Source organism: Streptomyces sp. NBC_00483 (genome assembly GCF_036013745.1).
GTDB lineage: Bacteria > Actinomycetota > Actinomycetes > Streptomycetales > Streptomycetaceae > Streptomyces.
In genome coordinates this window covers 2,094,377-2,118,190 of the sequence record NZ_CP107880.1, presented here as the reverse complement: position 1 = coordinate 2,118,190, position 23,814 = coordinate 2,094,377, and the positions used below count along the sequence as shown (strand labels likewise).

Here is a 23,814-nt window from a genome sequence, read left to right as displayed (position 1 = left end):
GTGACCGACACCGACCGTGAACGCCTGCGCGACACCTTCAACCAGGACGCCGAACTCTACGACCGCGCCCGCCCCGGCTACCCGCCCCGCATGTTCGACGACCTCGCCGAGCTCGCCGGGGCGGGGCCGGGGCGCCGCGTGCTGGAGATCGGGTGCGGCACGGGGAAGGCGACCGTGCCGCTCGCCGAGCGGGGCTGCCGGGTCGTCGGTGTGGAGCTGGGCGCGGAGATGGCGGCCGTCGCGCGCCGCAAGCTCCCCGACACGACCGTCGACGTGGCGGCCTTCGAGGACTGGCCGCTGCCGCCCGAGCCCTTCGACCTCGTCCTCGCCGCGACCTCCTTCCACTGGATCGACCCCGCCGTACGCATCGCCAAGAGCGCGGACGCGCTGCGCCCCGGCGGCACCCTCGCCACCGTCTCGACCCATCACGTCGCGGGCGGCACCGAGGACTTCTTCGCCGAGGCCCAGGACTGCTACCTGCGCTTCGACCCGACGACCCCGCCGGGCCTGCGCCTCACCCCGGCCGCCGACATCCCGTACGACAGCCAGGAGGCGCCGAATCGCAACGTCGAACAGGGCAACGCGGCGCTCCCTGGCGCCGACCGCTTCGAGCCGCCCGTCTTCCGCCGCTACGAACGCGAACTCACCTACCGCACCGCGGACTACCTCGACCTCTTGTGCACCTTCTCCGGCACGCTCGCCCTCGACCCGCCCGCCCGCGCCGGCCTGCTCGACTGCATCGGCACGCTCATCGATTCGCGCTACGACGGCCGGGTCACGAAGCGCTACCTGACGGAACTCCGCCTCGCCGTACGGCGGTAGCGGGCCCGCGTCCGTCTCGCGTGGCGCCCCGTATTCGTTGCCAAGAGGGCTTGCCGTGCGCCTGTGAGCAGCGAATTCACTGCCGGGTCGACGGCCGTGACGAGAAGCGCGCCCGGTCCAGCATGTGGGAACACATGTCACACGCATTGCAGGGTCGTGAAGCGATCCGGCGGAGCCTTGACCGGCTCTCGGGCCGCTGGCCAAGCTCCTGTTCATGACCGCGACGACGATGCAGCTCGTGACGCGGCTCCACGTCGACCTGGAGCGCCCGACACCGTTCGCGTGTCCGAGCCGCTGCCGCCCGGCACCGCTCGCGTGTCCGTGCCGCTGACGCTCGCGACCCGCAGCTCCCGCTCCCACCGCGGTCTCCGCCCCTGTGCTCGCCCCACGTCGCAGCCTGCCGCCCCGGCGGAAGCGGAAACCGCCCACCCACCCAGTTGAAGGGGTACCGCCATGACGTCCACCGCACCCGCCGCAGCGACCGCGCCGGCCGCATCCGAAGTCACCGTTCAGAAGGTCGGCGGCCGGCTCGGCGCCGTGCTCTCCGGCGTCCGCCTCGGGGGAGACCTGGACGAGGCCACCGTGGCCGCGGTCCGGGCCGCCATCCTGGAACACAAGGTCGTCTTCTTCCGCGACCAGGACCACCTCGACGCCGGGAGCCACGAGGCCTTCGCCCGCCTCCTCGGCACCCCGGTCGCCCACCCCACCGTCCCGTCCGTCGACGGCCGCTACGCGCTCGGCATCGACAACGAGCACGGCGGGCGCGCCAACCAGTGGCACACCGACGTCACGTTCGTGCCCGCGTACCCCGCCTTCTCCATCCTGCGCGCCGAGGTCGTCCCGCCGTACGGCGGCAACACCCTGTGGTCCAACACCGCGGCCGCGTACGCCGAACTCCCGGAACCTTTGCGGGTGTTGGCCGACAGCCTGCGCGGCGTGCACACCAACGACTACGACTACGCGGCCGCCCGCCCGGAGGCCCCCTCCGCGGCGCTCGAACAGCACCGGAAGGTGTTCACGGCGACCAAGTTCCAGACCGAGCACCCGGTCGTGCGCGTGCACCCGGAGAGCGGCGAACGCACGTTGATCCTCGGCAACTTCCTGCAGAAGCTCACCGGCTTCAACGCCCGCGACTCGCGCGCGCTGATCGGCATCCTCCAGTCGCATGTCGAGCGCCCGGAGAACACGGTCCGCTGGCAGTGGCACGCCGGCGACGTCGCCATCTGGGACAACCGGGCCACCCAGCACTACGGCGTGGACGACTCCGACGCCCACACGCGCACCCTGCGCCGCGTCACCATCGACGGCGACGTCCCGGTCGGCGTGGACGGCCGCCGCTCGACGCTGCTGCTGCCCGAGGCGGTCCCGGAGCCCGAGTACGGCATCGCCTCCGGCGCCTCGACGGACGGGGTGTTCGCGCAGGCGTAGGGCCTGCCTTCGAACTCCCGTCTTGCGGAGGGTCAGCCGAGCCGCGGGATTTCAATGGCCGGAGACCTGTGGAGTATTCCCCTGGGCAGTCTGGAGGGTCGGGGAAGCTCTGTTATCCCAGTGCCATGTGGGCGCCGAGCCCAAAGATCAGAGCGCTGGACACCACAGCGGTCGCCTTTCTGCCGCGAGGGCCGGTGATGAAGCGGCCGAAAACGGCCCCTCCGCCGGCCAGCAGCAACTGCCAGCTCGCGGACGCGGCGACGACAGTAACGATGTAGACCACAGCCTCCGCCCATGATGCGTTCCGGAGGCCCTGGTGCCCGAGGATGAGCGCGACGAAGTAGAGGGCAGGCCACGGGTTGAGTGCAGTGAGCGCCAGGAATGTCATGAACGACCGCCGTGGAGTGATGGCCGTCTCCTCTGTCGGCGCCTGGACCGCTCCGCCCTTCTGCCCTCGAAGTCCGGCAACGGCGATCCGGGCGGCCATCACGGCCAGGACGAGGAAGGCGATCCACCGCAAGGGCTCGGAGAACGGCTGGATCACCGTGGCCACTGCCGCTCCTCCCACGACAGCGGTCACCGCGTAGAGCGCATCCGCCGTCGTGGCTCCGATCGCTGCCGCGGCTCCGACCCGGAAGGAGGTCCGGGCCGTCAGATTGATCATCAGTACGGCCACGGCTCCCACCGGGATCGCCAGGCCATATCCGGCCAGCGCTCCCGCGACGGCTGTATCCAACACAACAAGCCTCCAGGGGACGCTGAAGAACAGTGAGGAAAGCAGGATTCGGATGGGCCCTGTGCGAGAGGTGGCCGTCCAAGGTTCGGATCTTCATCCTGGTCCGGGCGCCCTGATGGCGTCCATTGGGAAGTTCCGCACCGTTCCGTTCGGAGAAACCACATGATCGATCCCCGGCTGCAGGCGTTGCGCGTTCTGCGGGCAGAAGGAACTGTCACCGCCACGGCGGCGGTCCTGCACCTCTCCCCGCCCACGGTCTCGCAGCAGTTGCGTCAGCTGTCCGGCGAACTCGGCCTGAAACTCCTGGAACCCGTGGGCCGACGGGTCCGACTGACGCCCGCCGCGCTCGCCCTGGTCGAGCACGTGGAGGTCATGAACGCAGAATGGGAACGGGCCAACGCCGTCCTGGACTCCCACCGTGAGGGGGCCGCCGGCCTTCTGCGGATCACCGGTGTGGCCAGCGCCCTGGCCACCGTGATCGCCTCCGCGGCACAGACACTCTGCGCGCAGTTCCCGGACATGGCCTGCCGACTCGACGAGCACCCCGACGAGGACCGCATCAGCCTGCTGCTCTCCCACCAAGTGGACATCGCCATAGTGATCGCCACCTTCGACGTGTCGTCCACGGGAAGTGGCCTCGTCGAACACGACGTGCTGATCGAAGAGCCCCAGGACCTGCTCGTACCCGACCACCATGCACTGGCCGGCCGTGACACCGTGCGTCTGCCGGATACTGCGCAGGAGACCTGGATCCAGGCCGGGGATCCCAGGGACCAACACCCGGTCCTCCTGCATGCCGCAGCCGCCGCGGGGTTCACACCGCGAGTGACACACAGCGCGATCGACTGGACTGCTGTGGCCGCCCTTGTCGCCCACGGCCACGGAATTTGTCTCGTCCCCCGACAGGCACCGCTCCCTCAGGGACTGCCCCTCCGACGCGTGCCCTTGGCAGGCCCGACGGCCCCCGTCCGTCGGCTCCTGGCCTGCGTCCGGCCCGGTAGCAGGAAACAGATCGCCATCGCGCGCGGCCTTGACGCGCTCCAGGACGCCGCCCTGAGGCATGCCCCGTAACGATCTTGGGCTCGGCGCAAACCCGATCACGCTTTGCAGTCGTTGCGGTTTCCGGGCAGCGGACGGCCGACCACGACGACCAGCCGGGTGTCGGCGTCGATGACAACTTGGTGGAGTACCGGTAATTCCTGGACTATCGGGCGATCGCTTGGTCGCGGGCGGGGCCAGAAGACTGTGTCACCGTGAACTGAGCGAGCGCCGTGCGGCGTTGATGACGTTGTGGGCGTCGGGGCCGTAGACCGCGGACTCCCGGAGGGTTGACCAGACGCGCCCGTACAAGGCGATGTTGTCGGCGTCGTCGAGCCACAGCTCCGCGTGCCAGTCCTCCGTGACGACGAGGCGCTCGTCAAAGACCCAGAATCCGTTGGCCGTTGGGAGCTTCAGCGACGCCGTGAACGGGATGATCCCCAGCTCGACAGAGTCCATCCCGACGACGCTCGCGAGTCGGTCTAGTTGGGCGTCGAGCACGGACGGAGGGCAGACGAGAGCCCGAAGAGCGGCCTCCCACATGACCACGCGCAGCGTATGACCACTCTCGTAAAGCCACTCTTGCCGACGGGCACGCGCCCGTACTGCCTCCTCGGCGTCCTGCGTGGTCCCGAAGAACGTGGCGTACCGCCGGAAGACGTGGCGCGCGTAGTCCGCGGTCTGGAGCATGCCGGCGACCACGGACTCTTCCCACGCATACAGAACCCGTGAGCGCTGTACCTCCACGTTCCACGAGTCCTGAACGGCGCTGTGCCCGGAGGAGAGTTGGCGTCGCCATGAGCGGATCTGCGACTCGAATCCGCGCAGTCGAGCCTGCATGCCGTCGAACTTGTCCGGCTGTTCGCATGCGTCGACCCACCTGCGGAGGTCGTCCTCCGTGATGGTCTGCTTCCCGCCCTCGCACTTGTAGACCTTCGAGTGCGGCCAACTGAGGGCGGAGGCGAGCTGAGTGCCGGTGAGCTTGCCCGACGGGCATCGGAGCCGCAGCTCCCGAAGGGAGATACCGAAGGCTTCGCGTGCCTGTTGGTAATCAGTGCTCACCGGCTCTCACTTACTCGTCGAAGGTCGCCACGGCGTGCGCAAAGACATCATGCGGTACGGCCCCGTGCGACGCGATGTCGCGCAACTGCATGTAGCGGTTGACCTCTGTCGGCTCCGTGATGAACTCCGCCCCGTGGAGGACGTCCACATCGTCGAAGCGGAGCACAGCGACGAGGCGGGAGTCAAAGATCCAAAAGTCCTCGCGGGGGAGGTTGCGGTCGTCCGCCTCCTCACGCCACAGGTAGCGCATGCTCTCCCCTGCGGCTGCGTTCCGCGGAGCGTCCGCGAGGAGGAAGCGTTGACCGACGGTGGGCGGATTGTCGACCACACGGACGCGCCCCACGGTCTTGCCGGCCGATGTCTGGGACCGCATGAGCTGTGACCACTCGTCTTCAGTGTCGAGCGTGAAGGTTCCGGTCCGGACGAACTCGTCGTACGTCGGATCTTCCGTGTCGGACTGATACCGCCCACGGGTCTCCAGCCTCCACGCGGTGTACTCGAACGTCTCGAAGAGCCGCCCGAACTCCTCCAGGTCGATCAACTTCGGCACACGCACAAGCTCCTTAGGTCCGTGGTTGACCAGAGTCTCCCGTGACACGACGACGGCGACGTCATCGGCCCCCAGGAACCGGAGCTTCGCCAACTCGTCCGGGTCGGTGACCGGGAGGCCCTGGACGATGAACTCCTCAGTGCCGACGACCTCGTGAACCGCCGGGCATCCGCCGTTCTTGCTGTCGGTGCCGTTGAACCGGATATCGCGAACCATGTTCGTCCCCCTTCAGGGGAGTTGGGTCCTCTCAGCGTCGCCGTAGTGTTCTTGGTTCTCCACACACTTCAGCATGCCGCGTGAGAACACACGAGGGAATTCCGAGAACGCGCGGGAACATTCGAGAACATCGCGTCGACACCGGAACACCGTGCTCCCTAGCGTCGTCCCCATGGTCACAGCGCACCCATCGGAAGCCGACGCTCACGCGGCAACTGAGGCACTTCGAGCGGCGCTTGACGGCGCCGGAATCGTGCTCCCGTCATTGGGCGTCGACAACGGATCTTTCGGTCCGGGACTCGTCAACCCAGGACGCGCTCGGGCCGACGTAGCCACAAGGCTCGCTGACGTTATCCGCAGAGGGGGCGCTACGGCGTGAAGGCGGAACAGCTATGGGTCGGCGCACTCGTCGTCGACACGGAAACACAGAGGGTCGGGAAGGTCATGGGACGCGAGGGCCCTTACGTCCAGCTCCGGCCACCCGGTGGCGGGCGTGAGTGGGATGCCAATCCGGATCAACTCCGCCCCGCCGACGAAGGCGAAAAGCTCCGAGCGGGAATCCTGGAGGTGCCGCTCGCGTACGTGGAAGGAATCACGTGACGGTCCGCACGTTTGTCCGTGAAGTGCGGTGGCGCATCGGGCCCTACCTGCCACCGGGAAAGCTGCGGGTACCCCTCGTACACGTCGGATGCACTACGTGCCCTGAACGTTCGGGCTCTCTCGATGCGACGACGGAGGAGCCGGAGAACTGGGCGATCAACCATGCGTGGAAGCACCCCTCACACACGGGCTTCCGGTGCGTGCAGACGTCGCTTTGGAGAGCGACACCGCTGGACGATGACGTCATCGCGGTTGAGCCTCCGGCGGTGGAGTCGTGAGCGCCCGCGAGCGCCCCACGTGTGGTGCGGAGGGACGCGTCCCGAAGCCGATAGTCCAGAACCTATGGGAGATCTGCGGGCGTGACGTGGCGGCCGTGGTGGTGCACTGCTTCCTGATCCCGCAGCATGCGCGCACCGAGCATGCCGGCCGACTGCTCGACATCGGGGAACTCCACTGGGAGACCTCCGCCTAGACCCGCCCTCTTGTGCCAGCGCTCGGGAGTGTGGAGGGCGGCAGGGTCCCAGCGCCGCCGTTGGGGACTCTGCCCGCTCTGACGGTGCGATCCGTTTTCGTCCCTTTCCGCGTGAGGGACGATGACGGGGTGTTCGCGCAACGTAGGGGCTCGCGCGGAGGGTCAGTCGAGCCGCGGGATCTCGATGGCAGGGCACTTGTCCATCACCATGGAGATCCCCGCGGCCCGCGTCCGCTCGTACGCCGCCTCGTCGACGACGCCCAGCTGGAACCAGACGGCCTTCGCGCCGATGGCGGCGGCCTCGTCGGCGACCGGGCCCGCGAGGTCGCTGTTGACGAAGACATCGACCACGTCGATGGGGAAGGGGATGTCCGCGAGCGAGGCGTAGCCCTGCTCGCCGTGCACGGTCTCCGCCTTGGGGTGCACCGGCACGATCCGCTTGCCGAAACGCTGGAGCACGTCGGCCACTCCGTAGGCGGCGCGGGCCTGGTTCGAGGAGAGGCCGACCACCGCCCAGGTGTCCCCGGTCTCGGTGAGGATCTTGCGGACCGTGTCGTGATCGCCGTACATGGGGCCTCCTGAGACGGGACGGTTCTGCGAAATCGGACGATTCTTCGTACGGGACGTTGCTTCGTACCGGACGTTGCTTCGTACGGACAGGACAACTCCCCGCGCGGCGCAGGGATTCCGGGGGAGGGCTCAGCCCACGTGCACGCGCGGGCGGCGCTCCGGGTCGGGTTCCGCGCGGCGGAGCACCTCGCGGGTGACCGGGGCGACCTCGCCGTCGCCGAACACCAGGAAGCGCAGCAGGTGGCCGACGGGGTGGCCCTCGGTCCAGTTGAAGTAGGCGTGCGGGACGCTGCCGGTGCGGTCGCGCAGGTCCATGAGGACGGCGGCGGCCGTGTTGGGGACGCCGGGGCCGTGCACCCGCAGCCGCCGCACGCCGTGCTTCTCGTCGCCGTGGACGAGCAGGTCCTCGGTGAAGTCGGAGGAGTCCTGGATGAAGACCTCCAGGAACAGCACCCCGCCGTCGTCCGGCATGGGCGTGTCCTCGCGCTGGCAGTGTTCCTTGTCGCGGTACTCCGCGGTGGTGTGCTCCTGCGGCTCGTTCGCGATGATCCGCAGCGGGCCCCGCGCCGCCGCCTCGTCGATCAGGCGCAGGGCCGTCTCGTCGTACGTGACCGCGCCCGCGCGCAGTTCGAAGGCGCGGTGTACGCGGGAGGCGAAGGAGGTGAGGAGGATCGCCGCGATGAAGATGATGGCGATCTTGATGCCGTCGGGACGTTCCACGACGTTCGTGACCAGCGTGTAGGCGAAGACCGCCGTGATCGCGCCGAAGCCGATCGTCGCCTTGCGGTGGCCCCGCCGGTGCACCGCGACCGTCGAGGCGAACGACGCGGAGAGCATGAGCACCAGCACGCCGGTCGCGTACGCACCGGACTGGTCGTCGACGTTGGCGTTGAACCAGAGAGTGATGAGGACCGCGGCCGCCATGAAGACGAGGACCAGCGGGCGCACGGCCCGCGTCCACTCGGGAGCCATGCCGTAGCGGGGCAGATAGCGGGGGACCAGATTGAGCAGCCCCGCCATCGCGGAGGCGCCCGCGAACCACAGGATGGCGATCGTCGAGATGTCGTAGACGGTGCCGAAGCCCTCGCCGAGGTAGGCGTGCGCGAGATACGCGAGCGCGCGCCCGTTCGCCGAGCCACCCGCCTCGAACTCGTGCTGCGGGATCAGGATCGTGGTGGCGAGGCTGGACAGCAGCAGAAAACAGCTCATGATCAGCGCGGCCGTCGTCAGCAGCTTGCGGGTGTCGCGGATGCGCCCCGCCGGCTTCGCGTACGTGTCCGTGGAATCGCCCTGGACCTGCGGCATCACGGCCACGCCCGTCTCGAAGCCGGACATGCCGAGCGCCAGCTTCGGGAACACGAGCAGCGCGACGCCGATCATCATGAACGGTGAGGAGTGCTCGGCCGTCATGGCGTCCCACCAGTTGCCGATCTTGACCGGCTCGGTGAACACATGGGCGGCGGCCGTGATCAGCACGACGATGTTCAGGGTCAGATAGGCGCCCACGAGCACCACCGCGACCCGGATCGCCTCCCGGAACCCCTTGAGGAAGACCGCGCCGAGCGCCACGAGCAGCGCGAGCGTGATCCAGGTGTTCTCGCCGTCCAGCCCGGCGGGCGCGAACGGGTTCTCCACGACGTGCGCCGCCGCGTCCGCCGCCGACAACGTCATCGTGATCATGAAGTCGGTGGCGGCGAAGCCGAGCAGCACGAGGACGAACAGCTTCCCCGCCCACCAGGGCAGCAGCCGCTCCAGCATCGCGATCGACCCCTCGCCGTGCGGCGACTCCTTCGCGACCCTGCGGTACACCGGCAGGGCGCCCAGCAGGGTGAGCGCGATCAGGACGAGCGTCGCGAGCGGAGACAGCAGTCCCGCGGCGAGCGCCGCGATGCCCGGCTGATAGCCGAGCGTCGAGAAGTAGTCCACACCCGTCAGGCACATCACGCGCCACCACTTGTGGCCCTTGTGCTCCTCGGGGGCGTGCCCGTGCGGCCCCTGGTGGCGGGCCGTCTGCTCGCTCAGCCCCTCCAGCAGCCAGGAGCGGAAACGGCTCGTGGAGGCGGCGGGGGCGGCCGGGCTCTCGGCCTGGATGCCGGTCATGTGCGGTGCTTCCTGTCGGGCGACTCGGGTGACGGGGGCGACTTGGGCGACTGTCTGTGACGACGAGCGAGTATCCACCACATCGTCACCTGTGCCCCGGGCGGGGGCGAGTCCTGTGTCACCTGCGCATACGCTGGTCCGATGCAGGACGAGTACCGCACGGTGGCCCGCGAGGGCGTGCACGAGACAGAGATCAGCCGCTCCCGGTTCCTGTGCGCGCTCGCGCCCGCCGCGACCGAGGAGGAGGCCCAGGCCTTCGTCGCGCGCGTCCGCAAGGAACACCCGTCGGCCAACCACAACTGCTACGCGTACGTCATCGGGGCCGACGCCTCCGTACAGAAGGCGAGCGACGACGGCGAGCCGGGCGGCACGGCGGGCGTGCCGATGCTGCAGATGCTCACGCGGCGCGACATGCGCTACGTCGTCGCCGTGGTCACCCGCTACTTCGGCGGCGTGAAGCTCGGCGCCGGCGGTCTCATCCGTGCCTACGGAGGCGCGGTGGGCGAGGCCCTCGACGCGCTCGGCACGGTGACGCGACGCCGCTTCCGCCTCGCCACCGTGACGGTCGACCACGCGCGCGCGGGCAAGATGGAGAACGACCTGCGGTCCACGGGGTGCGAGGTCCGTGACGTCCGCTACGGGGAGGCGGTCACCATCGAGATCGGCCTCCCGGAATCGGACATCGACCGCTTCCAGGGCTGGCTCGCGGACGCGACGGCGGGCACGGCGGGCTTCGAACTGGGCGGAGAGGCGTACGGCTGAGCCGCCACTCCCACCGCAACAGGCATCCCGGGCATAACCACCCGCCATGTCAGACCCACCCGTTAGCCTCGTGTGTCATGAGGCTGCTCCACACATCCGACTGGCACCTGGGTCGCTCGTTCCACCGCGTGAACATGCTCGACGCCCAGGCCGCCTTCATCGCCCACCTCGTCGACACCGCCCGCGAGCGCGGCGTCGACGCCGTGGTCGTGTCGGGTGACGTGTACGACCGCGCGGTCCCGCCGCTCGCCGCCGTGGAGCTGTACGACGACGCCCTGCACCGCCTCGCCGAGCTCGGCGTGCCCACCGTGATGATCTCCGGGAACCACGACTCGGCCCGCCGCCTCGGCGTCGGCGCGGGCCTCATCGGCCGGGCCGGCATCCACCTGCGGACGGCACCGGCCCGGTGCGGCGAGCCGATCGTGCTGCCGGACGCACACGGCGACGTCGCGTTCTACGGACTTCCCTACCTCGAACCGGCCCTGGTGAAGGACGAGTTCGGAGTGGCGAGGGCCGGGCACGAGCAGGTGCTCGCCGCCGCCATGGAGCGGGTGCGGGCCGACCTCGCCGCGCGCCCGGCCGGCACCAGGTCCGTCGTCCTCGCGCATGCCTTCGTGTCCGGCGGCGCGCCCAGTGACAGCGAGCGGGACATCACGGTGGGCGGCGTCTCCGCGGTCCCGTCCGGTGTCTTCGACGGGGCGGACTACGTGGCGCTCGGGCACCTGCACGGCAGCCAGGTCATCAGCGACCGGGTCCGCTACTCGGGCTCCCCGCTGCCGTACTCGTTCTCGGAGGCGGACCACCGCAAGAGCATGTGGCTGATCGACCTCGACGCCGAGGGCGCGGTCACCGCCGAGCGCCTCGACTGCCCGGTGCCGCGTCCGCTGGTCCGCCTCCGCGGCGACCTCGAGGACCTCCTCGCCGACCCGGACCTCGCCCGGCACGAGGAGTCGTGGGTGGAGGCGACGCTCACGGACGCGATCCGGCCGGACGATCCGATGGCCCGCCTCGCCGACCGGTTCCCGCACACCCTCAGCCTGCTCTTCGACCCGCGGCGCACGGACGACGAGGAGCCGGACGCCAGCTACGCCGAGCGCCTCAAGGGGCGCGACGACCACGAGATCGCGGAGGACTTCGTGACCCACGTCCGGGGCGCAGGGCCCGACGAGAGCGAGCGGGTGGTGCTGCGGGCCGCGTTCGACGCCGTACGCGCGGACGACGTCGTACGCGAGGTGGCCAGGTGAGGCTGCACACACTCACGATCACCGCGTTCGGCCCCTTCGGCGCCACGCAGAAGGTCGACTTCGACGACCTGTCGGCGGCGGGCCTCTTCCTCCTCCACGGGCCGACAGGCGCGGGCAAGACCTCCGTCCTCGACGCGGTCTGCTACGCGCTGTACGGGTCCGTGCCCGGCGCCCGGCAGAGCGGCAGCGGCCAGGGGCAGAACCTGCGCAGCGACCACGCCGAGGCGGGCGTGCGCACCGAAGTGTCCCTCGACCTGACCGTCGCGGGCCGCCGCCTGGAGATCACCCGGCAGCCGCCGTTCGCCCGCCCCAAGAAGCGCGGCACGGGTTTCACCACGGAGAAGGCGCAGAGCTGGCTGCGCGAGTACGACGCCGTGGCGGCGAAGTGGAAGGACCTCAGCCGCTCCCACCAGGAGATCGGCGAGGAGATCACGCAGCTGCTCGGCATGAGCAAGGACCAGTTCTGCCAGGTGGTCCTCCTCCCGCAGGGCGACTTCGCGCGCTTCCTGCGGGCCGACGCGGAGGCCCGCGGCAAGCTGCTCGGCCGGCTCTTCGACACGCACCGGTTCGCCGCGGTGGAGCAGCGGCTCGCCGAGGACCGCAAGGCGGCGCAGAAGCAAGTGGCCGCCGGTGACTCGGAGTTGCTGGCCGACGCCCACCGTATGCAGCAGGCGGCGGGGAACGTCGTGGAGCTGGACCCCGTCGACGCGACACCGGGCGACCCCGGCATCGCGGACGCCGTACTGACCTGGGCGGCCACGGCCCGCTCGACCGCGCGCGAACACTTCACGCACGCCCATCTCGCCCTGGACGCGGCCGAGTCGGCGCGGATCGCGGCGCAGCACGACCTGTCCGACGTGACGGAGACCCACCGCCTGCAACTTCGCTTCGCGCAGGCCCGCGAGCGGGAGGCGGCCCTGGAGGAGCGGGCCGGGGAACACCGCGCGCTCCAGGATCGGATGGACCGCGCCCGCAAGGCGGCGACGGTGGAGCCGGCGCTGGCCCTCCGGGACGAGTCGGAGGCGGCGCACCGGGAGGCGTTGGCGGAGGACGGTCGGGCCCGGCGGGAGCTGCGGGCGGCGTGGCCAGGCGCCTCGGGCGTCGGCGACTTCGGCTCGGGGGAGCCGTACGCGGCTGTTGCCGATGCCGATGCCGATGCCGATGCCGATGCCGCTGCCGGCTCCGACGTCGATGCCGACACCGAGACTGACACCGGCACCGACACCGACATCCCGACCTCGCCGGAAGCGCTCACCGAAGCCGCCCGGCGTGTCGTTCAAGAGCTCGGTGGGCTCGACGCGGCGCGGCGGGCCGAGCGGCGGCTCGGGGAGCTCACCAAGGAGCGCACCGACCTCGACCGCGAGGAGCGCGCCGACACCGACCTGCTCGCCGACACCGAAGGCTGGCTCGACGGCTGGGAGGCCCGCCGCGCCGACCTCCAGGCCAAGGTCGACGAGGCCCAGGAGGCCGCCACCCGCGCCGAACACCTCGCGGGACAACTGGAACCGGCCCGCAAGCAGGCCCGCGCCGCCGTCGAGCGCGACCGGCTGGCCGAGCGCGCCGAGACCGCCGACGCCGACGCGCTGCGGGCCCGCGAGCAGTCGGCGACCGCCCACGAGCACTGGCTCGGCCTGAAGGAGCAGCGGCTGCGCGACGTCGCCGCCGAACTCGCCGAGGCCCTCGTCGACGGCGAGCCCTGCACGGTGTGCGGCGCCAGCGAACACCCCGCGCCCATGCGGAAGTCCGAGGGGCACGTCGACCGGGCCGCCGAGGAGTCCGCGCTCGCCGCCTACCGCGCCGCCGACGAGCGCCGCACCCGGGCCGAGCGCGCCCTGGGCGACGTACGGGAGGAACTGGCGGCGGCGAAGGCCGCGGCTGGGGAGGCTCCGGCCGCGCAACTCGCCGGGACCGCCCGCGAATTGGCGGAGCGACACGCCGAGGCGCACGCCCTCGCGTCCACCGCGCATCCCGCCCGAGAGACCCTCGCCCGCGCCGATGGCGAGCGCGACCGCCGCATCGCCGCCCGCCAGGAGGCCGCGCAGCGCACCGCAGCCCGTACCTCGCTGCGTGACGCCATGGACCGTGAACAGGCAGGCCTGGAGCGGGAGTTGGTGAAGGCGCGGGGCGCGGCCGAGAGCGTCGAGGCGCGCGCGGAGCAGTTGGAGCGGCAGGGCGCGCTGCTCACGGAGGCGGCCGACGCGGCGCGCGCCGTCGAGGACACGGCGCGGCGCCTCAAGGAATCGGACGCGCGACTCGCCGACGCGGCGTTCCGGGCCGGGTTCGACACGCCGGAGGCCGCGGCCGCCGCGCTGCTCGACGACGCGCACCACCGGGAACTCCAACACCGCCTGGACGCCCGGCAGTCGGAGGAGGCCGCCGTACGCGCGGTGCTCGCCGAAGAGGACACCGCAGAGGCCGCCCAGAGGCCCGCGGCCGACGTCGCCGCGGCCCGGGCCGCCGCGCAGGCTGCCGACGCGCGCGTACGGACGGCCGGATCCGCGCGCGACGCGGCCCAGCGGCGCTGCGCCGAACTCGACCGGCTCTCGCGCCGCGTCGCCACCGAGGCCCGCCGCCTCGGCCCGCTGCGGGAGACATACGACCGGGTGGCCCGGCTCGCCTCCCTCGCGGCCGGTACCGCCGCCGACAACGAGCGCAAGATGCGCCTGGAGTCGTATGTGCTGGCCGCCCGCCTGGAGCAGGTGGCGGCCGCCGCGACCGCACGCCTGCGCCGCATGTCCTCGGGCCGCTACACCCTGGTGCACTCCGACTCCCTTGCGGGGCGCGGCCGTTCGGGCCTCGGCCTGCACGTCGTCGACGCGTGGACGGGCCGCGAGCGCGACACGGCGACGCTCTCCGGCGGTGAGACCTTCTTCGCCTCGCTCGCCCTGGCGCTCGGCCTCGCGGACGTCGTCACGGACGAGGCGGGCGGCGTCCGCCTCGACACCCTCTTCATCGACGAGGGCTTCGGCAGCCTCGACGACCAGACCCTCGACGAGGTCCTCGACGTCCTCGACTCCCTGCGCGAGCGGGACCGCAGCGTCGGCATCGTGAGCCACGTCGGCGATCTGCGGCGTCGGGTGCACGCGCAGTTGGAGGTCGTGAAGGGACGCGAGGGGTCGGTGGTGCGTCAGCGCGGGACCACGGGAGCGTCCTAGGGCCTGATCCAAACGACAGACCCTAGCCGTGGGCCGCGGTGAGGATGGCGCTGGTGCGGGGGAAGTCCTTGAGTTGGTTGAGGAGTGAGTCCAGAGCGGGGAGCAGGCACCGCGCCGGAACGCCACGGGCGGTCAGAATGTCCGCGGTCCACGTGATGAACCCGGTGAAGAGGTCGGGGTCGTCGACGTAGAGGGCGGTGGCGAGGTAACTGACGATGTGGTGGATGTCCTCGACGGTGCGCTCCCGCTGGTACGCGCTGTACTGGCGCATCTCGGGAAAGCCCGTCTCGACGTCGGCGAGGGCCTGCTTGACCAACTGCGGTTTCGTGCGGTGGACCATGCTGTACTCCTGGTCGTCCAGATGCGGCAGGTCCACAGCGGGCAGGCGGGCCGCGTGCGCACCGGGCTGCGCCGGGCTCCGGTCGAGCAGGTCGGCCGCGCCGGCCGCATCCTCGGCCCACTCGGCCCGCATCAGCCGGGCGTAGCGGCCCTGCGGACCGAACGCCCGCCCGCCGGCGAGTACCGGAACGCCGGCGGCCTGGCAGGAGTTGATCGCGTTGTGGGCGCCGGGCAGCAGCGTCGGGATGGACGAGGACAGCAGCACCGCCTGAGTACGGGTGTGGTGCATGTGGGCGACCAGATGCTCGGTGGGGACCTGGGCGCCGAGGTAGTCGACGCGCCAGCCCCGCAGCCGCAGCACCTCGCCGACCAGTCGTGCGGGCAGGGAGTGCCACTCGCCGTCGACGCACGCCACCAGGACCCTTCCCTTCGGCGCGTCCCTGAGGGCGGGGACGGTGGCGTCGGCGACGGCCGCGGCGCACCGCTCGCTGATGGCCGTCGCGGCGTGCTCCTGCGCCACCGTGATGTCATTGGCCGCCCAGGCCAGGCCGATCCGCTCCTGAGTCGGCGCGATCAGTTCGAGCAGGACCCGCTCACCCGCGGCACGCAGCTGTGCGGCGGCGGCCGAACCGTCCGTGGTGGACGACGTCCGCTCAGGCTCTGCCGTGTCGAGCAGACGACGCACCAGCGTGACCGCGCGCGTCTCGTCACCGTCACCGACCGCCCGCCACAGTTGCTCACGCGGCTCGGCCAGGGAGTTCGGGCTCATGGTGTCGGTCATGCGGTTCACCTTTTCCGGGGTGACTCGTTCACGGTTGTCGGACGTTGTCGTGGTGCGCGCCGATCGCCAGGACGGCCATGTCGTCGTGCCGGCGCTCTCCCACCCACTGGGAGGCGACCATCTGCACGCGTTCGGCGACCACTTCGGGCGGCATTCCGGCGCACTGGCTCAACACGGTGCGCAGCCTGTCCTCGCCGAACATCGTGTCGCCCAGCGGTCCGCCGCGCGCCTCGGTGATCCCGTCGGAGTACAGCAGGCAGGTCTCGCCCGGGTTCAGGGTGACCTCGGCGGTCGTGAGCTCGATGTCCGCGAACGCGCCGATGAGTGTGCCGTGGGTCGGGGCCTCCTCGACACGGCCGGTGGTGCGCACGACGAGCGGAGCGGGATGGCCCGCGCTCGAGATGCGCAGCCGTACGTACGCGCCCCGGCGGACGGCGGTGGCCAGGACCAGCGTCACGAACGGGGTCCGGTTCGCGGACAGGAGTGCCTTGTTGAGCAGGGTGAGCACGCGGGTGTGGTCGGCGGCGAACGGCACCAGCGCCTGAAGCACGTGACGAACCCGGCCCGCTGTGACCGCGGCCTCCAGCCCTTTGCCGCACACGTCTCCCAGCACCGCGACGGTCTCGGCCTCCGGCGTATCGGCGGGGAACAGGTCGTAGAAGTCGCCACCGACGCGTTCGCCCGCCACGGAAGCGCGGTAGCGGCCGGAGAAGCAGATGCCGTGCACACGGTCGAGCGCGGGTGGCAGCAGTTCGCGCATCAGGACTTCCGTGGTGTGGGCCTGTCCGGCGTACCAGCGGGCCGTGGACAGTGCGGCGCCGGCGCGTGCGGCGAAGAACTGGGCGAAGGACTCCTCGGCGGGAGTGAACACCGCTTCCTGGCGGCGGCGCAGCAGGATGAGGCCCCCGGCCGGCGCGCCGTGACCCGGCAGCGGCACCACGGCGACGGAACCGATGTCGGCGGCGTCGTCCACGAAACCGAAGGGAAGGGCCCAGGACGGCACCTGGTGGGGATCGATCCACTGGGAGGGCACCGCGGGAAGTCCCGTCAACACCTCTGCCAGGCCCGGCAGTTGCCCGGGATCCAGGGCGATCCGCTCCCGGGTCAACGTCCCGTCGGCGGTGCACCGCGTCACGGGGAAGCCGTGTCCGTCGTCCGTCCCGACGACGACGGCCGCGTCCGCCAGATGCCGCGCCGCCCGTTCCACGATCACCGCCGTAAGGTGCTCGACGTTCAACGAGGCGAGCAGGTCGGAAGAGAGTTCCTGCAGCAGATGCGCTTTCGCCCGCTCGCGCACCAACTCCTGCTCCACGCCCGCCTGGGCACGGTCACTGACCAGCCACCAGGTCACCGCGCCGTCCACGTCCGGGCCGGGGAGCGCCTTCACGTGGTGGCCGTCGATCCGGCCGCTCGCCCAGGTCGACAGCGTCTCTCCCGTACCCCCGGTGCGCCGTATGTGTGCCTCGGCCAGCCAAGCGGGCGCGACCTTGCCGAACGCGACACCGACGCCGACCTGCGCCAGCAGCGCCCCGGCCTGGTCGTTGTGGGACAGCACGATGCCGTCCGCGCCGACTGTCACCACTGGATACGGGGCGCAGGGCTGCGCGGCGGGCCCCGCACCGCATGAGTTTCTCTGCTCTGGCAAGGAGGTCATCGATCTGGGACACGCTCGTACGGACCCCGCCATCCGTCCACTGCGAAGGCAGGAGACGGTTACGTTACCGACGGCATATGACTACTGTCCGTACTTTTCCCGTATCGGTGATATCCCAACCGGGGTGCTGAAGAATGCGCCCTGCGCCTGCGCGTCGACGTACGGCGGTCAGCGGGCACGCTCGGCGCGCCTGCCGAGCGCGGCCAACCGGCGGACCATCAGCACCCGATGCGCACCCGAGTCGATCACCAGAAGCCGGTAGACGCACCCGAGCGGGCCGGGAAACGCCGCGTACGTACGGGCGCGCACCAGGGTGCCGCCGGGGCGCTCGGCCAGGTCGAAGGTCAACTCGTAGCGCGAGTACAGATGCCGTCCGACCAGGCGCGCCGAGCGTCCGGTGACCGCCTCCACCACGGCGAAGCCCGGCAGCGTCGAGCCCTCGGTGAGCGGCGCCCCGCTGGACCGCAGCGGCTTCGCGCCGATGAACCGCGCGTACAGGTCGAAGAGTCGGCCGCTGCTCCCCCCGAACTCTGTGGCCAGCGCGGGCCATACGCGTTCGGCGGGCGCGGCGACCACGATCCCGTGCTCGTCGATGAAGGGCGGGCGGGCGGTCTCCATGAGGGCAGGATAGGCGCGTAATTCACAGGAGGCGGGAGGGCGCTGTCGGGCATGATCCATGGCATGCCGAAACAGCCTCACCCCACGTCCACCGAACTCCGCCGTGACCCCCTCCCGCTGCGCGGCCGCACCGCCCTGGTCACCGGTGCGAGCCGGCGCGGTGGCATCGGGTTCGCCGTGGCCCGCAGGCTCGCCGCGTACGGGGCGGGCGTGTATCTGCACCACCACGTGGCGCACGACGAGGCCATGCCGTGGGGCGCGGACCGGCCCGCCGAGGTGGCCGACGCGGTGCGGGCCGTGCGTGGCGTGCCGGATGCCGTCGTGGCGCACGGACCGGCGGATCTCACCGAAGCCGACGCCCCCGCGCGCCTGATCCAGGACGCCGCCGAAGCGCTCGGCGGACGGCTCGACATCGTCGTCGCCAACCACGCCCTCAGCGGCGGCGACGGCACGCTCGACACCATCGACGCCGCCATGCTGGACGCCCACTGGGCCGTCGACGCCCGTTCCGTGGTGCTGCTCGTCCAGGCCTTCGCCCGGCACCGGGCGACGGCCGAGGAGCCCCAGGAAGGCGGCCGCGTCTTCATGATGACCTCCGGTCAGGACATCGCCGACGGCATGCCCGGCGAGATCGCGTACGCCCTGCAGAAGGGCGCGCTCGCGTCGATCACCCGCTCGCTCGCCACCACCCTCGCCCCGCAGTTCGTGACCGTGAACACCGTCAACCCGGGGCCCGTTGACACGGATTACCTCGATGGCGAGGCGTACGAATCCATCGCCGAACTGTTTCCCGCCAAGCGGTGGGGGATGCCCGATGACCCGGCGCGGCTCATCGCGTGGCTGGCCACGGACGAGGCCGCGTGGATCACCGGGCAGGTCATCGGCTCGGAGGGCGGCTTCCGGCGAACCTCCTGAGAGTCACAACTTGGAGAGCTCGTCCACCAAGTCGTCGAGCCCCAGCGACCCCTGCGACAGCGCCGCCATGTGCCACGCCTTCGCGTCGAAGGCGTCCCCGTGCGCGGCCTGCGCGCCCGCCCGGCCGAGCAGCCACGCCCGTTCGCCCAGCTTGTAGCCGATCGCCTGGCCGGGGATCGACAGGTACCGGGTCAGCTCGCTCTCCACGAAGTCCGCGGGACGGCTGCTGTGCGCGCCGAAGAACTCCTGCGCCAGCTCGGGGGTCCAGCGCTCGCCGGGGTGGAACGGCGAGTCCGCCGGGATCTCCAGTTCCAGGTGCATGCCGATGTCGACGATGACCCGGCAGGCCCGCATCATCTGCGCGTCCAGGTAACCGATCCGGGTCTCCGCGTCCGTGAGGAAGCCCAGTTCGTCCATCAGCCGCTCCGCGTACAGCGCCCAGCCCTCCGCGTTCGCGGAGACGATGCCGAGCGTCGCCTGGTAGCGGGACAGGTCACCGGCGACGTGTGCCCACTGCGCGAGCTGGAGGTGATGGCCGGGGACGCCCTCATGGTACCACGTCGACACCAGGTCGTAGACGGGGAAGCGGGTCAGGCCCATCGTCGGCAGCCAGGTGCGGCCGGGGCGCGAGAAGTCCTCCGACGGGGGTGTGTAGTACGGCGCGGCGGCGCTGCCGGCGGGCGCGATGCAGGACTCCACCTGCCGTACCCGGTCGGCGAGTTCGAAGTGGGTGCCGTCGAGCGCGCCGATGGCCTCGTCCATCAGATTCTGCAGCCACTGCCGCACCTCGTCGACGCCCTCGATGTGCCGCCCGTGCTCGTCGAGGTGCGCGAGCGCCACCCAGGGCGTCTCGGCGCCGGGCAGGATCTTCTCGGCTTCCGTGCGCATCTCGGCGAGCAGCCGGTGGAACTCGCTCCAGCCGTACGCGTACGCCTCGTCCAGGTCGAGGTCCGTGCCGTTGTAGTAGCGCGACCAACGCGCGTAGCGTTCGCGGCCCACCACGTTCGGCGCGCCCTCGACGGCGGGCGCGTACACGTCCCGCATCCAGTCGCGCAGCTCGACCGTCGCGGCGTCCGCGGTGCGCGCCGCCTCGGTCAGCTCGGCGCGCAGAGACTCGGGGCCCGCGGCCGCGAAGTCCTCGAACCAGCCCTGCCACTCGGCGAGTTGGCCGATGAAGGTCTCCGTCGGCCGCGGCGCCGCGTGCAGCTTCCGGTCCAGGCCGAGCGCGAGCGTCTCCCGGTAGCCGGCGAACGCCGCGGGCACCGCGCGCAGCCGCTCGGCGATCGCCGCCCAGTCCTCGTCCGTGTCGGTCGGGGTGACGGTGAACACCTCGCGGGCGTTGTGGATCGGCGAGCCGAGGTTGGAGACCTCGCGCAGGTGCTCGTCCGCCTCGTGCACCGCGAGCGAGGCGGTCAGGCGCTCGCGCAGCAGCCGGGCGCAGCGCCGCTCGACGTCGCTGTCGGCGCCGGGCGCGCGCTCCGCGTCGTCGAGCTTCGCGAGGGTCTCGCGGGCGAGGTCCGCGACGGCGGTGAGGCCGGCGGGGGACAGGTCGGGCAGCTTGCTGTGGGCCTCCCGGACGCCCAGGAAGGTGCCCTCCACGGGGTCGAGGTCGACCATCGCGTCGACGTAGGCATCGGCGATCTGCCGGGGCAGTAGGGCTGCGGAGTGCTGAGAGCTCGGGATGTGTGGCATGCGACACATCCTCGTACGAGTCAGGGGGTCGCGTCACCATGATTCGCCGCGGGCGGAAGCAGTGGCCCGCACTCCCACTGCTGGAAGATCAAACGGGTCTCGACGCGGGCCACTTCGGGGCGCGCTGTGAAGGAATCGAGCACGAGCCGCTGAAGGTCCGCCATGTCATGGACGGCGACGTGCACCAAGTAGTCGTCGGGGCCGGTCAGATGGAACACGGTGCGCGCCTCGGGCAGGGCCCGGACCCGCTCCACGAACGGCCCGACGAGCTCCCTGCGGTGCGGACGCACCTGCACCGACAGCAGCGCCTCCAGGCCGCGCCCCAGCTTCGCCGGGTCGAGCCGCAGCACATGCCCGAGGATCACGCCGCCGCGCCGCAGCCTGTTCACCCGGTCCAGGCAGGTGGAGGGCGCGACACCGACCTGCGCCGCCAGATCCCGGTACGTGGTGCGGGCGTCGTTCTGCAGCAGCCGCAGTATGTCCAGGTCGACCGGATCGAGTACGACGGAGTCGGTCATCTGCCGAACGTAGCACGGGAGTTGAACCACGAATCCCGCCCGTTGTTCAGGATGCCGACCATGGATACGCACTGGGACACGAGCGGGGCCCGCACCCGCGCCTTCGCCACCGAGGCCGTGCACGCGGGCCGCGACGACCTCGCCGCGCTCGGACTGCACGCCCCGCCCCTCGACCTGTCCACCACCTACCCGTCCGCCGACACTCGCGCGGAGGCGGCCCGCGTCGACGCGTTCGCCGCCGACGGCGCCCTCGACGGCGGGCCGCCCGTCTACGGCCGCCTCGGCAACCCGACCGTCGCCCGTTTCGAGACCGCCCTCGCGCGCCTCGAAGGCACGGACAGCGCGGTCGCGTTCGCGAGCGGCATGGCGGCGCTGACGGCCGTGCTCCTCGTACGCGTCGCGGCGGGCCTGCGCCATGTCGTCGCGGTCCGCCCGCTGTACGGATGCAGCGACCACCTGCTGACGGCGGGCGCGCTCGGCTCGGAGGTGACGTGGGTCGACCCCGCGGGGATCGCCGACGCGATACGGCCCGACACCGGCCTCGTCCTGGTGGAGTCGCCCGCCAACCCGACGCTCGTGGAGGTCGATCTCGCGGCCGTCGCGCACGCCTGCGGCTCGGTGCCGCTGCTCGTCGACAACACGTTCGCGACACCCGTGCTGCAGCGGCCCGCGCAGAGCGGGACCCGGCTCGTCCTGCACAGCGCCACGAAGTACATCGGCGGACACGGGGACGTCCTCGGCGGCGTCGTGGCCTGCGACGAGGCGTTCGCGCGGGAGCTGCGCAAGGTGCGGTTCGCGACCGGCGGGGTGCTGCACCCGCTCGCCGGCTATCTGCTGCTGCGCGGCCTGTCGACCCTGCCGGTACGGGTGCGGGCCGCGTCCGCGACGGCCGCGGAGCTCGTCCGGCGGCTCGCAGGAGACCCGCGCGTCACCCGCGTCCACTATCCGCGGATCGGCGGCGCCATGGCCGCCTTCGAGGTCGCGGGCGACCCGCACGCGGTGACCGCCGGGGTCGAACTGATCACCCCGGCGGTCAGCCTCGGCAGCGTCGACTCACTGATCCAGCACCCGGCCTCGATCAGCCACCGCGTGGTCGCCGCCGACGACCGCAGGGCGGCGGGCGTCGGCGACCGGCTGCTGCGGCTCTCGGTCGGCCTGGAGGACGTCGAGGACCTGTGGGCGGACCTGGACCGGGCGCTGGGCGCCGGAGCCGGGCCCGCCCAGCCGGTCAGCCGTGCTGCTCGGCCCGCTCGTACTCGTCCTCGTGCGCGGACGGAAGTGCGGACGGAAGCGCGGACGGAAGCAGGGACGCCACCGGTGCCGCATCGAGCCGGGCGGTGATCACCAACGTGCCCTCCTCGATCTGGTAGTCGAGGGGCAGGCCGAGGCCGCGCATCGCCGCGACCATGCCCGTGTTGGCCGACTGCGTCACCGCGTACACGCTGGCGCAGCCCGCCTCGACCGCCATCGCGACCAGGCGGCCGAGGAGTTCGGCGCCGATGCCGCGGCGCTGCCAGTCGTCCTCCACGAGCAGCGCGATCTCGGTCTCGTCGCCGTCCCACAGCAGATGGCCGAGGGCGACTATCCGGCCGGATGCGGTCTGCGCGGCGAGGGTGCGGCCGTAGCGGGGGCTGAGCAGGTGGTTCAGATAGCGGTCCGCGTCGGCGACCGGCCCGTGGTACCGGCGGGCCAGCGTGGCCTGGGAGCACCGCTCGTGCATCGCCCTCGACAGGTCCAGGTCGCCGATGTCGGCGCGCCGCACCGTGATGTCGTTGCCCTCGGGCAGCGTCAGGACGTCCTCGCCGTTCGGCACCCGCGGGCCGAGCCGAGTGTCCAGCTCCACGAGGGCGCGGGCACGCGCGAACTCGGTGGGCGTGAACGGCAGATACGGCCGCTCCACCGCGATGACCCCGCCCTCCGGGGTGCGAAGCCGCAGCACGGTGTCGTCGAAGCCGCCCTCGACCGGCGCGCCCCCGGAGGCGGAGACCGCCTTCGCCGGCAGCGACCTGATCGTGCAGCGGCCCAGCAACTGGCGCAGGGTGAGCGGGAGTTCGGCGGCGTCGAGCGCCGTGCGGGTGGCGAGGCCGAGGATGCGGGTGGGGGCGTCCACCAGGTCGTGGGCGTCCGCCCGCTCGACCCAGGTGTCGGCGCCGCCCGCGCCCGCGACGGCCTCGGTCAGCGCGCCCGAGGTCAGCTCCTCGGGCGTCCGCAGCAGGAACTCGTCGACGGTGCCGTCGGCGAGCGGGTGAGTCTGCAGGCTCAGGATGTCGACTCGCTCGTGGGCGAGGACCGTGCACAGCGCGGCCAGCGACCCCGGCTCGTCCCGCACGGTCGTCCGCATCCGCCACAGCGTGCTGCTCGCCGGGTCGAGCGGCCCGGCCGCGGCCTCCGGAGAGGCGGGCGGCCGGGCGCCGGTATCCGCCGTGGGTGGCGCGTGCTCCTGGCGTCGTGACCAGAGCAATCGGAACCCGGCGGCGGACGTGGCGAGCAGGACCGCGGCACAGCACAGGACAACAGCGACAACATGCGTCTCGTTAGTCAT

22 protein-coding genes and 1 pseudogene are annotated in these 23,814 nt (G+C 71.4%); 11 read left to right on the top strand and 12 right to left on the bottom strand.

From position 1 onward, the window contains the following. A complete protein-coding gene (locus tag OHA73_RS09180; RefSeq protein WP_327654811.1) occupies positions 1 to 822 on the top strand; it encodes a class I SAM-dependent methyltransferase in 822 nt (273 codons plus the stop codon). A 453-nt stretch (positions 823 to 1,275) separates the two neighbouring features. Next, positions 1,276 to 2,250, top strand: a complete 975-nt coding sequence (locus tag OHA73_RS09175; protein WP_327654810.1) for a TauD/TfdA dioxygenase family protein — start codon at positions 1,276 to 1,278, stop codon at positions 2,248 to 2,250. 112 nt (positions 2,251 to 2,362) lie between these two features. On the opposite strand, the gene OHA73_RS09170 is transcribed toward OHA73_RS09175, so the two are convergent. Beyond that, complete coding sequence (locus OHA73_RS09170; protein WP_327654809.1) at positions 2,363 to 2,989, bottom strand: LysE family transporter; 627 nt, start codon at positions 2,987 to 2,989, stop codon at positions 2,363 to 2,365. 159 nt (positions 2,990 to 3,148) lie between these two features. On the opposite strand from OHA73_RS09170, the gene OHA73_RS09165 reads away from it, so the two are divergent. Continuing rightward, positions 3,149 to 4,057, top strand: coding sequence for a LysR family transcriptional regulator (locus OHA73_RS09165; protein ID WP_327654808.1), 909 nt, complete (start codon positions 3,149 to 3,151; stop codon positions 4,055 to 4,057). Positions 4,058 to 4,086: 29 nt separating this feature from the next. On the opposite strand, the pseudogene OHA73_RS45745 reads toward OHA73_RS09165, so the two are convergent. The 3 genes and pseudogenes from OHA73_RS45745 to OHA73_RS09150 form a co-directional block, all read right to left on the bottom strand. Beyond that, positions 4,087 to 4,170, bottom strand: a pseudogene (locus tag OHA73_RS45745) (IS5/IS1182 family transposase); the annotation flags it as partial. 64 nt (positions 4,171 to 4,234) lie between these two features. After that, complete coding sequence (locus OHA73_RS09155; RefSeq protein WP_327654807.1) at positions 4,235 to 5,086, bottom strand: helix-turn-helix domain-containing protein; 852 nt, start codon at positions 5,084 to 5,086, stop codon at positions 4,235 to 4,237. A 10-nt stretch (positions 5,087 to 5,096) separates the two neighbouring features. After that, the gene (locus OHA73_RS09150; protein ID WP_266722181.1) at positions 5,097 to 5,852 is read right to left on the bottom strand and encodes a DUF6879 family protein; all 756 of its coding nucleotides are present in this window, start codon (positions 5,850 to 5,852) and stop codon (positions 5,097 to 5,099) included. Positions 5,853 to 6,227: 375 nt separating this feature from the next. Between OHA73_RS09150 and OHA73_RS45740 the strand changes: the two genes are divergently transcribed. The 3 genes from OHA73_RS45740 to OHA73_RS09140 are packed head-to-tail and all read left to right on the top strand — an operon-like array spanning position 6,228 to position 6,924. Then, positions 6,228 to 6,452 carry a hypothetical protein gene (locus tag OHA73_RS45740; protein ID WP_443063051.1) on the top strand — a complete coding sequence of 75 codons (225 nt, stop codon included), beginning with the start codon at positions 6,228 to 6,230 and terminating at the stop codon, positions 6,450 to 6,452. After that, positions 6,350 to 6,730, top strand: coding sequence for a DUF7848 domain-containing protein (locus OHA73_RS45735; protein ID WP_443063050.1), 381 nt, complete (start codon positions 6,350 to 6,352; stop codon positions 6,728 to 6,730). The genes OHA73_RS45740 and OHA73_RS45735 overlap by 103 nt, the downstream gene beginning before the upstream one ends. Next, complete coding sequence (locus tag OHA73_RS09140; RefSeq protein WP_327654806.1) at positions 6,727 to 6,924, top strand: hypothetical protein; 198 nt, start codon at positions 6,727 to 6,729, stop codon at positions 6,922 to 6,924. The genes OHA73_RS45735 and OHA73_RS09140 overlap by 4 nt, the downstream gene beginning before the upstream one ends. Before the next feature lie 162 nt (positions 6,925 to 7,086). Here OHA73_RS09140 and OHA73_RS09135 read toward each other — a convergent pair whose 3' ends face one another. Both OHA73_RS09135 and OHA73_RS09130 read right to left on the bottom strand, forming a co-directional pair. After that, positions 7,087 to 7,494: a CoA-binding protein gene (locus OHA73_RS09135; RefSeq protein WP_327654805.1), complete on the bottom strand. Its 408-nt coding sequence runs from the start codon at positions 7,492 to 7,494 to the stop codon at positions 7,087 to 7,089. A 129-nt stretch (positions 7,495 to 7,623) separates the two neighbouring features. Beyond that, entirely contained in the window at positions 7,624 to 9,594 is a 1,971-nt protein-coding gene (locus OHA73_RS09130) for an amino acid transporter (RefSeq protein WP_327654804.1), read from the bottom strand. A 141-nt stretch (positions 9,595 to 9,735) separates the two neighbouring features. On the opposite strand from OHA73_RS09130, the gene OHA73_RS09125 reads away from it, so the two are divergent. The 3 genes from OHA73_RS09125 (at position 9,736) to OHA73_RS09115 (ending at position 14,755) form a co-directional block, all read left to right on the top strand. Then, a complete protein-coding gene (locus OHA73_RS09125) occupies positions 9,736 to 10,356 on the top strand; it encodes a YigZ family protein (protein WP_266722191.1) in 621 nt (206 codons plus the stop codon). Between the two features lie 77 nt (positions 10,357 to 10,433). After that, positions 10,434 to 11,600, top strand: a complete 1,167-nt coding sequence (locus OHA73_RS09120) for an exonuclease SbcCD subunit D (RefSeq protein WP_327654803.1) — start codon at positions 10,434 to 10,436, stop codon at positions 11,598 to 11,600. Beyond that, the gene (locus tag OHA73_RS09115; RefSeq protein WP_327654802.1) at positions 11,597 to 14,755 is read left to right on the top strand and encodes an SMC family ATPase; all 3,159 of its coding nucleotides are present in this window, start codon (positions 11,597 to 11,599) and stop codon (positions 14,753 to 14,755) included. Before OHA73_RS09120 ends, OHA73_RS09115 begins: the two co-directional genes overlap by 4 nt. Positions 14,756 to 14,777: 22 nt before the next feature. On the opposite strand, the gene OHA73_RS09110 is transcribed toward OHA73_RS09115, so the two are convergent. The 3 genes from OHA73_RS09110 to OHA73_RS09100 form a co-directional block, all read right to left on the bottom strand. Then, positions 14,778 to 15,875, bottom strand: coding sequence for a cobalamin B12-binding domain-containing protein (locus OHA73_RS09110; RefSeq protein ID WP_327654801.1), 1,098 nt, complete (start codon positions 15,873 to 15,875; stop codon positions 14,778 to 14,780). Positions 15,876 to 15,903: 28 nt separating this feature from the next. Beyond that, complete coding sequence (locus OHA73_RS09105; protein ID WP_267071253.1) at positions 15,904 to 17,454, bottom strand: PP2C family protein-serine/threonine phosphatase; 1,551 nt, start codon at positions 17,452 to 17,454, stop codon at positions 15,904 to 15,906. 243 nt (positions 17,455 to 17,697) lie between these two features. Then, entirely contained in the window at positions 17,698 to 18,147 is a 450-nt protein-coding gene (locus OHA73_RS09100; RefSeq protein ID WP_327654800.1) for a hypothetical protein, read from the bottom strand. A 63-nt stretch (positions 18,148 to 18,210) separates the two neighbouring features. On the opposite strand from OHA73_RS09100, the gene OHA73_RS09095 reads away from it, so the two are divergent. Then, positions 18,211 to 19,062 carry an SDR family oxidoreductase gene (locus OHA73_RS09095; RefSeq protein WP_327654799.1) on the top strand — a complete coding sequence of 284 codons (852 nt, stop codon included), beginning with the start codon at positions 18,211 to 18,213 and terminating at the stop codon, positions 19,060 to 19,062. A gap of 3 nt (positions 19,063 to 19,065) precedes the next feature. On the opposite strand, the gene OHA73_RS09090 is transcribed toward OHA73_RS09095, so the two are convergent. After that, positions 19,066 to 20,754: a DUF885 domain-containing protein gene (locus tag OHA73_RS09090; RefSeq protein ID WP_327654798.1), complete on the bottom strand. Its 1,689-nt coding sequence runs from the start codon at positions 20,752 to 20,754 to the stop codon at positions 19,066 to 19,068. Positions 20,755 to 20,774: 20 nt separating this feature from the next. After that, entirely contained in the window at positions 20,775 to 21,272 is a 498-nt protein-coding gene (locus OHA73_RS09085; protein ID WP_266722207.1) for an Lrp/AsnC family transcriptional regulator, read from the bottom strand. Between the two features lie 51 nt (positions 21,273 to 21,323). Here OHA73_RS09085 and OHA73_RS09080 point away from each other — a divergent pair, with 51 nt between their 5' ends. After that, on the top strand, positions 21,324 to 22,613 hold the full coding sequence (locus OHA73_RS09080) for a trans-sulfuration enzyme family protein (protein WP_327654797.1): 1,290 nt from the start codon (positions 21,324 to 21,326) through the stop codon (positions 22,611 to 22,613). Here OHA73_RS09080 and OHA73_RS09075 read toward each other — a convergent pair. Next, positions 22,501 to 23,814, bottom strand: a complete 1,314-nt coding sequence (locus OHA73_RS09075; protein ID WP_327654796.1) for a GNAT family N-acetyltransferase — start codon at positions 23,812 to 23,814, stop codon at positions 22,501 to 22,503. The genes OHA73_RS09080 and OHA73_RS09075 overlap by 113 nt on opposite strands.

Coding starts and splice junctions, on each gene's coding strand:
- OHA73_RS09175 (WP_327654810.1), top strand. CDS start 1,276: ATGACGTCCACCGCACCCGCCGCAGCGACCGCGCCGGCCGCATCCGAA.
- OHA73_RS09165 (WP_327654808.1), top strand. CDS start 3,149: ATGATCGATCCCCGGCTGCAGGCGTTGCGCGTTCTGCGGGCAGAAGGA.
- OHA73_RS09150 (WP_266722181.1), bottom strand. CDS start 5,852: ATGGTTCGCGATATCCGGTTCAACGGCACCGACAGCAAGAACGGCGGA.
- OHA73_RS09135 (WP_327654805.1), bottom strand. CDS start 7,494: ATGTACGGCGATCACGACACGGTCCGCAAGATCCTCACCGAGACCGGG.
- OHA73_RS09130 (WP_327654804.1), bottom strand. CDS start 9,594: ATGACCGGCATCCAGGCCGAGAGCCCGGCCGCCCCCGCCGCCTCCACG.
- OHA73_RS09125 (WP_266722191.1), top strand. CDS start 9,736: ATGCAGGACGAGTACCGCACGGTGGCCCGCGAGGGCGTGCACGAGACA.
- OHA73_RS09120 (WP_327654803.1), top strand. CDS start 10,434: ATGAGGCTGCTCCACACATCCGACTGGCACCTGGGTCGCTCGTTCCAC.
- OHA73_RS09110 (WP_327654801.1), bottom strand. CDS start 15,875: ATGACCGACACCATGAGCCCGAACTCCCTGGCCGAGCCGCGTGAGCAA.
- OHA73_RS09100 (WP_327654800.1), bottom strand. CDS start 18,147: ATGGAGACCGCCCGCCCGCCCTTCATCGACGAGCACGGGATCGTGGTC.
- OHA73_RS09095 (WP_327654799.1), top strand. CDS start 18,211: ATGCCGAAACAGCCTCACCCCACGTCCACCGAACTCCGCCGTGACCCC.
- OHA73_RS09090 (WP_327654798.1), bottom strand. CDS start 20,754: ATGCCACACATCCCGAGCTCTCAGCACTCCGCAGCCCTACTGCCCCGG.
- OHA73_RS09085 (WP_266722207.1), bottom strand. CDS start 21,272: ATGACCGACTCCGTCGTACTCGATCCGGTCGACCTGGACATACTGCGG.
- OHA73_RS09080 (WP_327654797.1), top strand. CDS start 21,324: ATGCCGACCATGGATACGCACTGGGACACGAGCGGGGCCCGCACCCGC.
- OHA73_RS09075 (WP_327654796.1), bottom strand. CDS start 23,814: ATGACTAACGAGACGCATGTTGTCGCTGTTGTCCTGTGCTGTGCCGCG.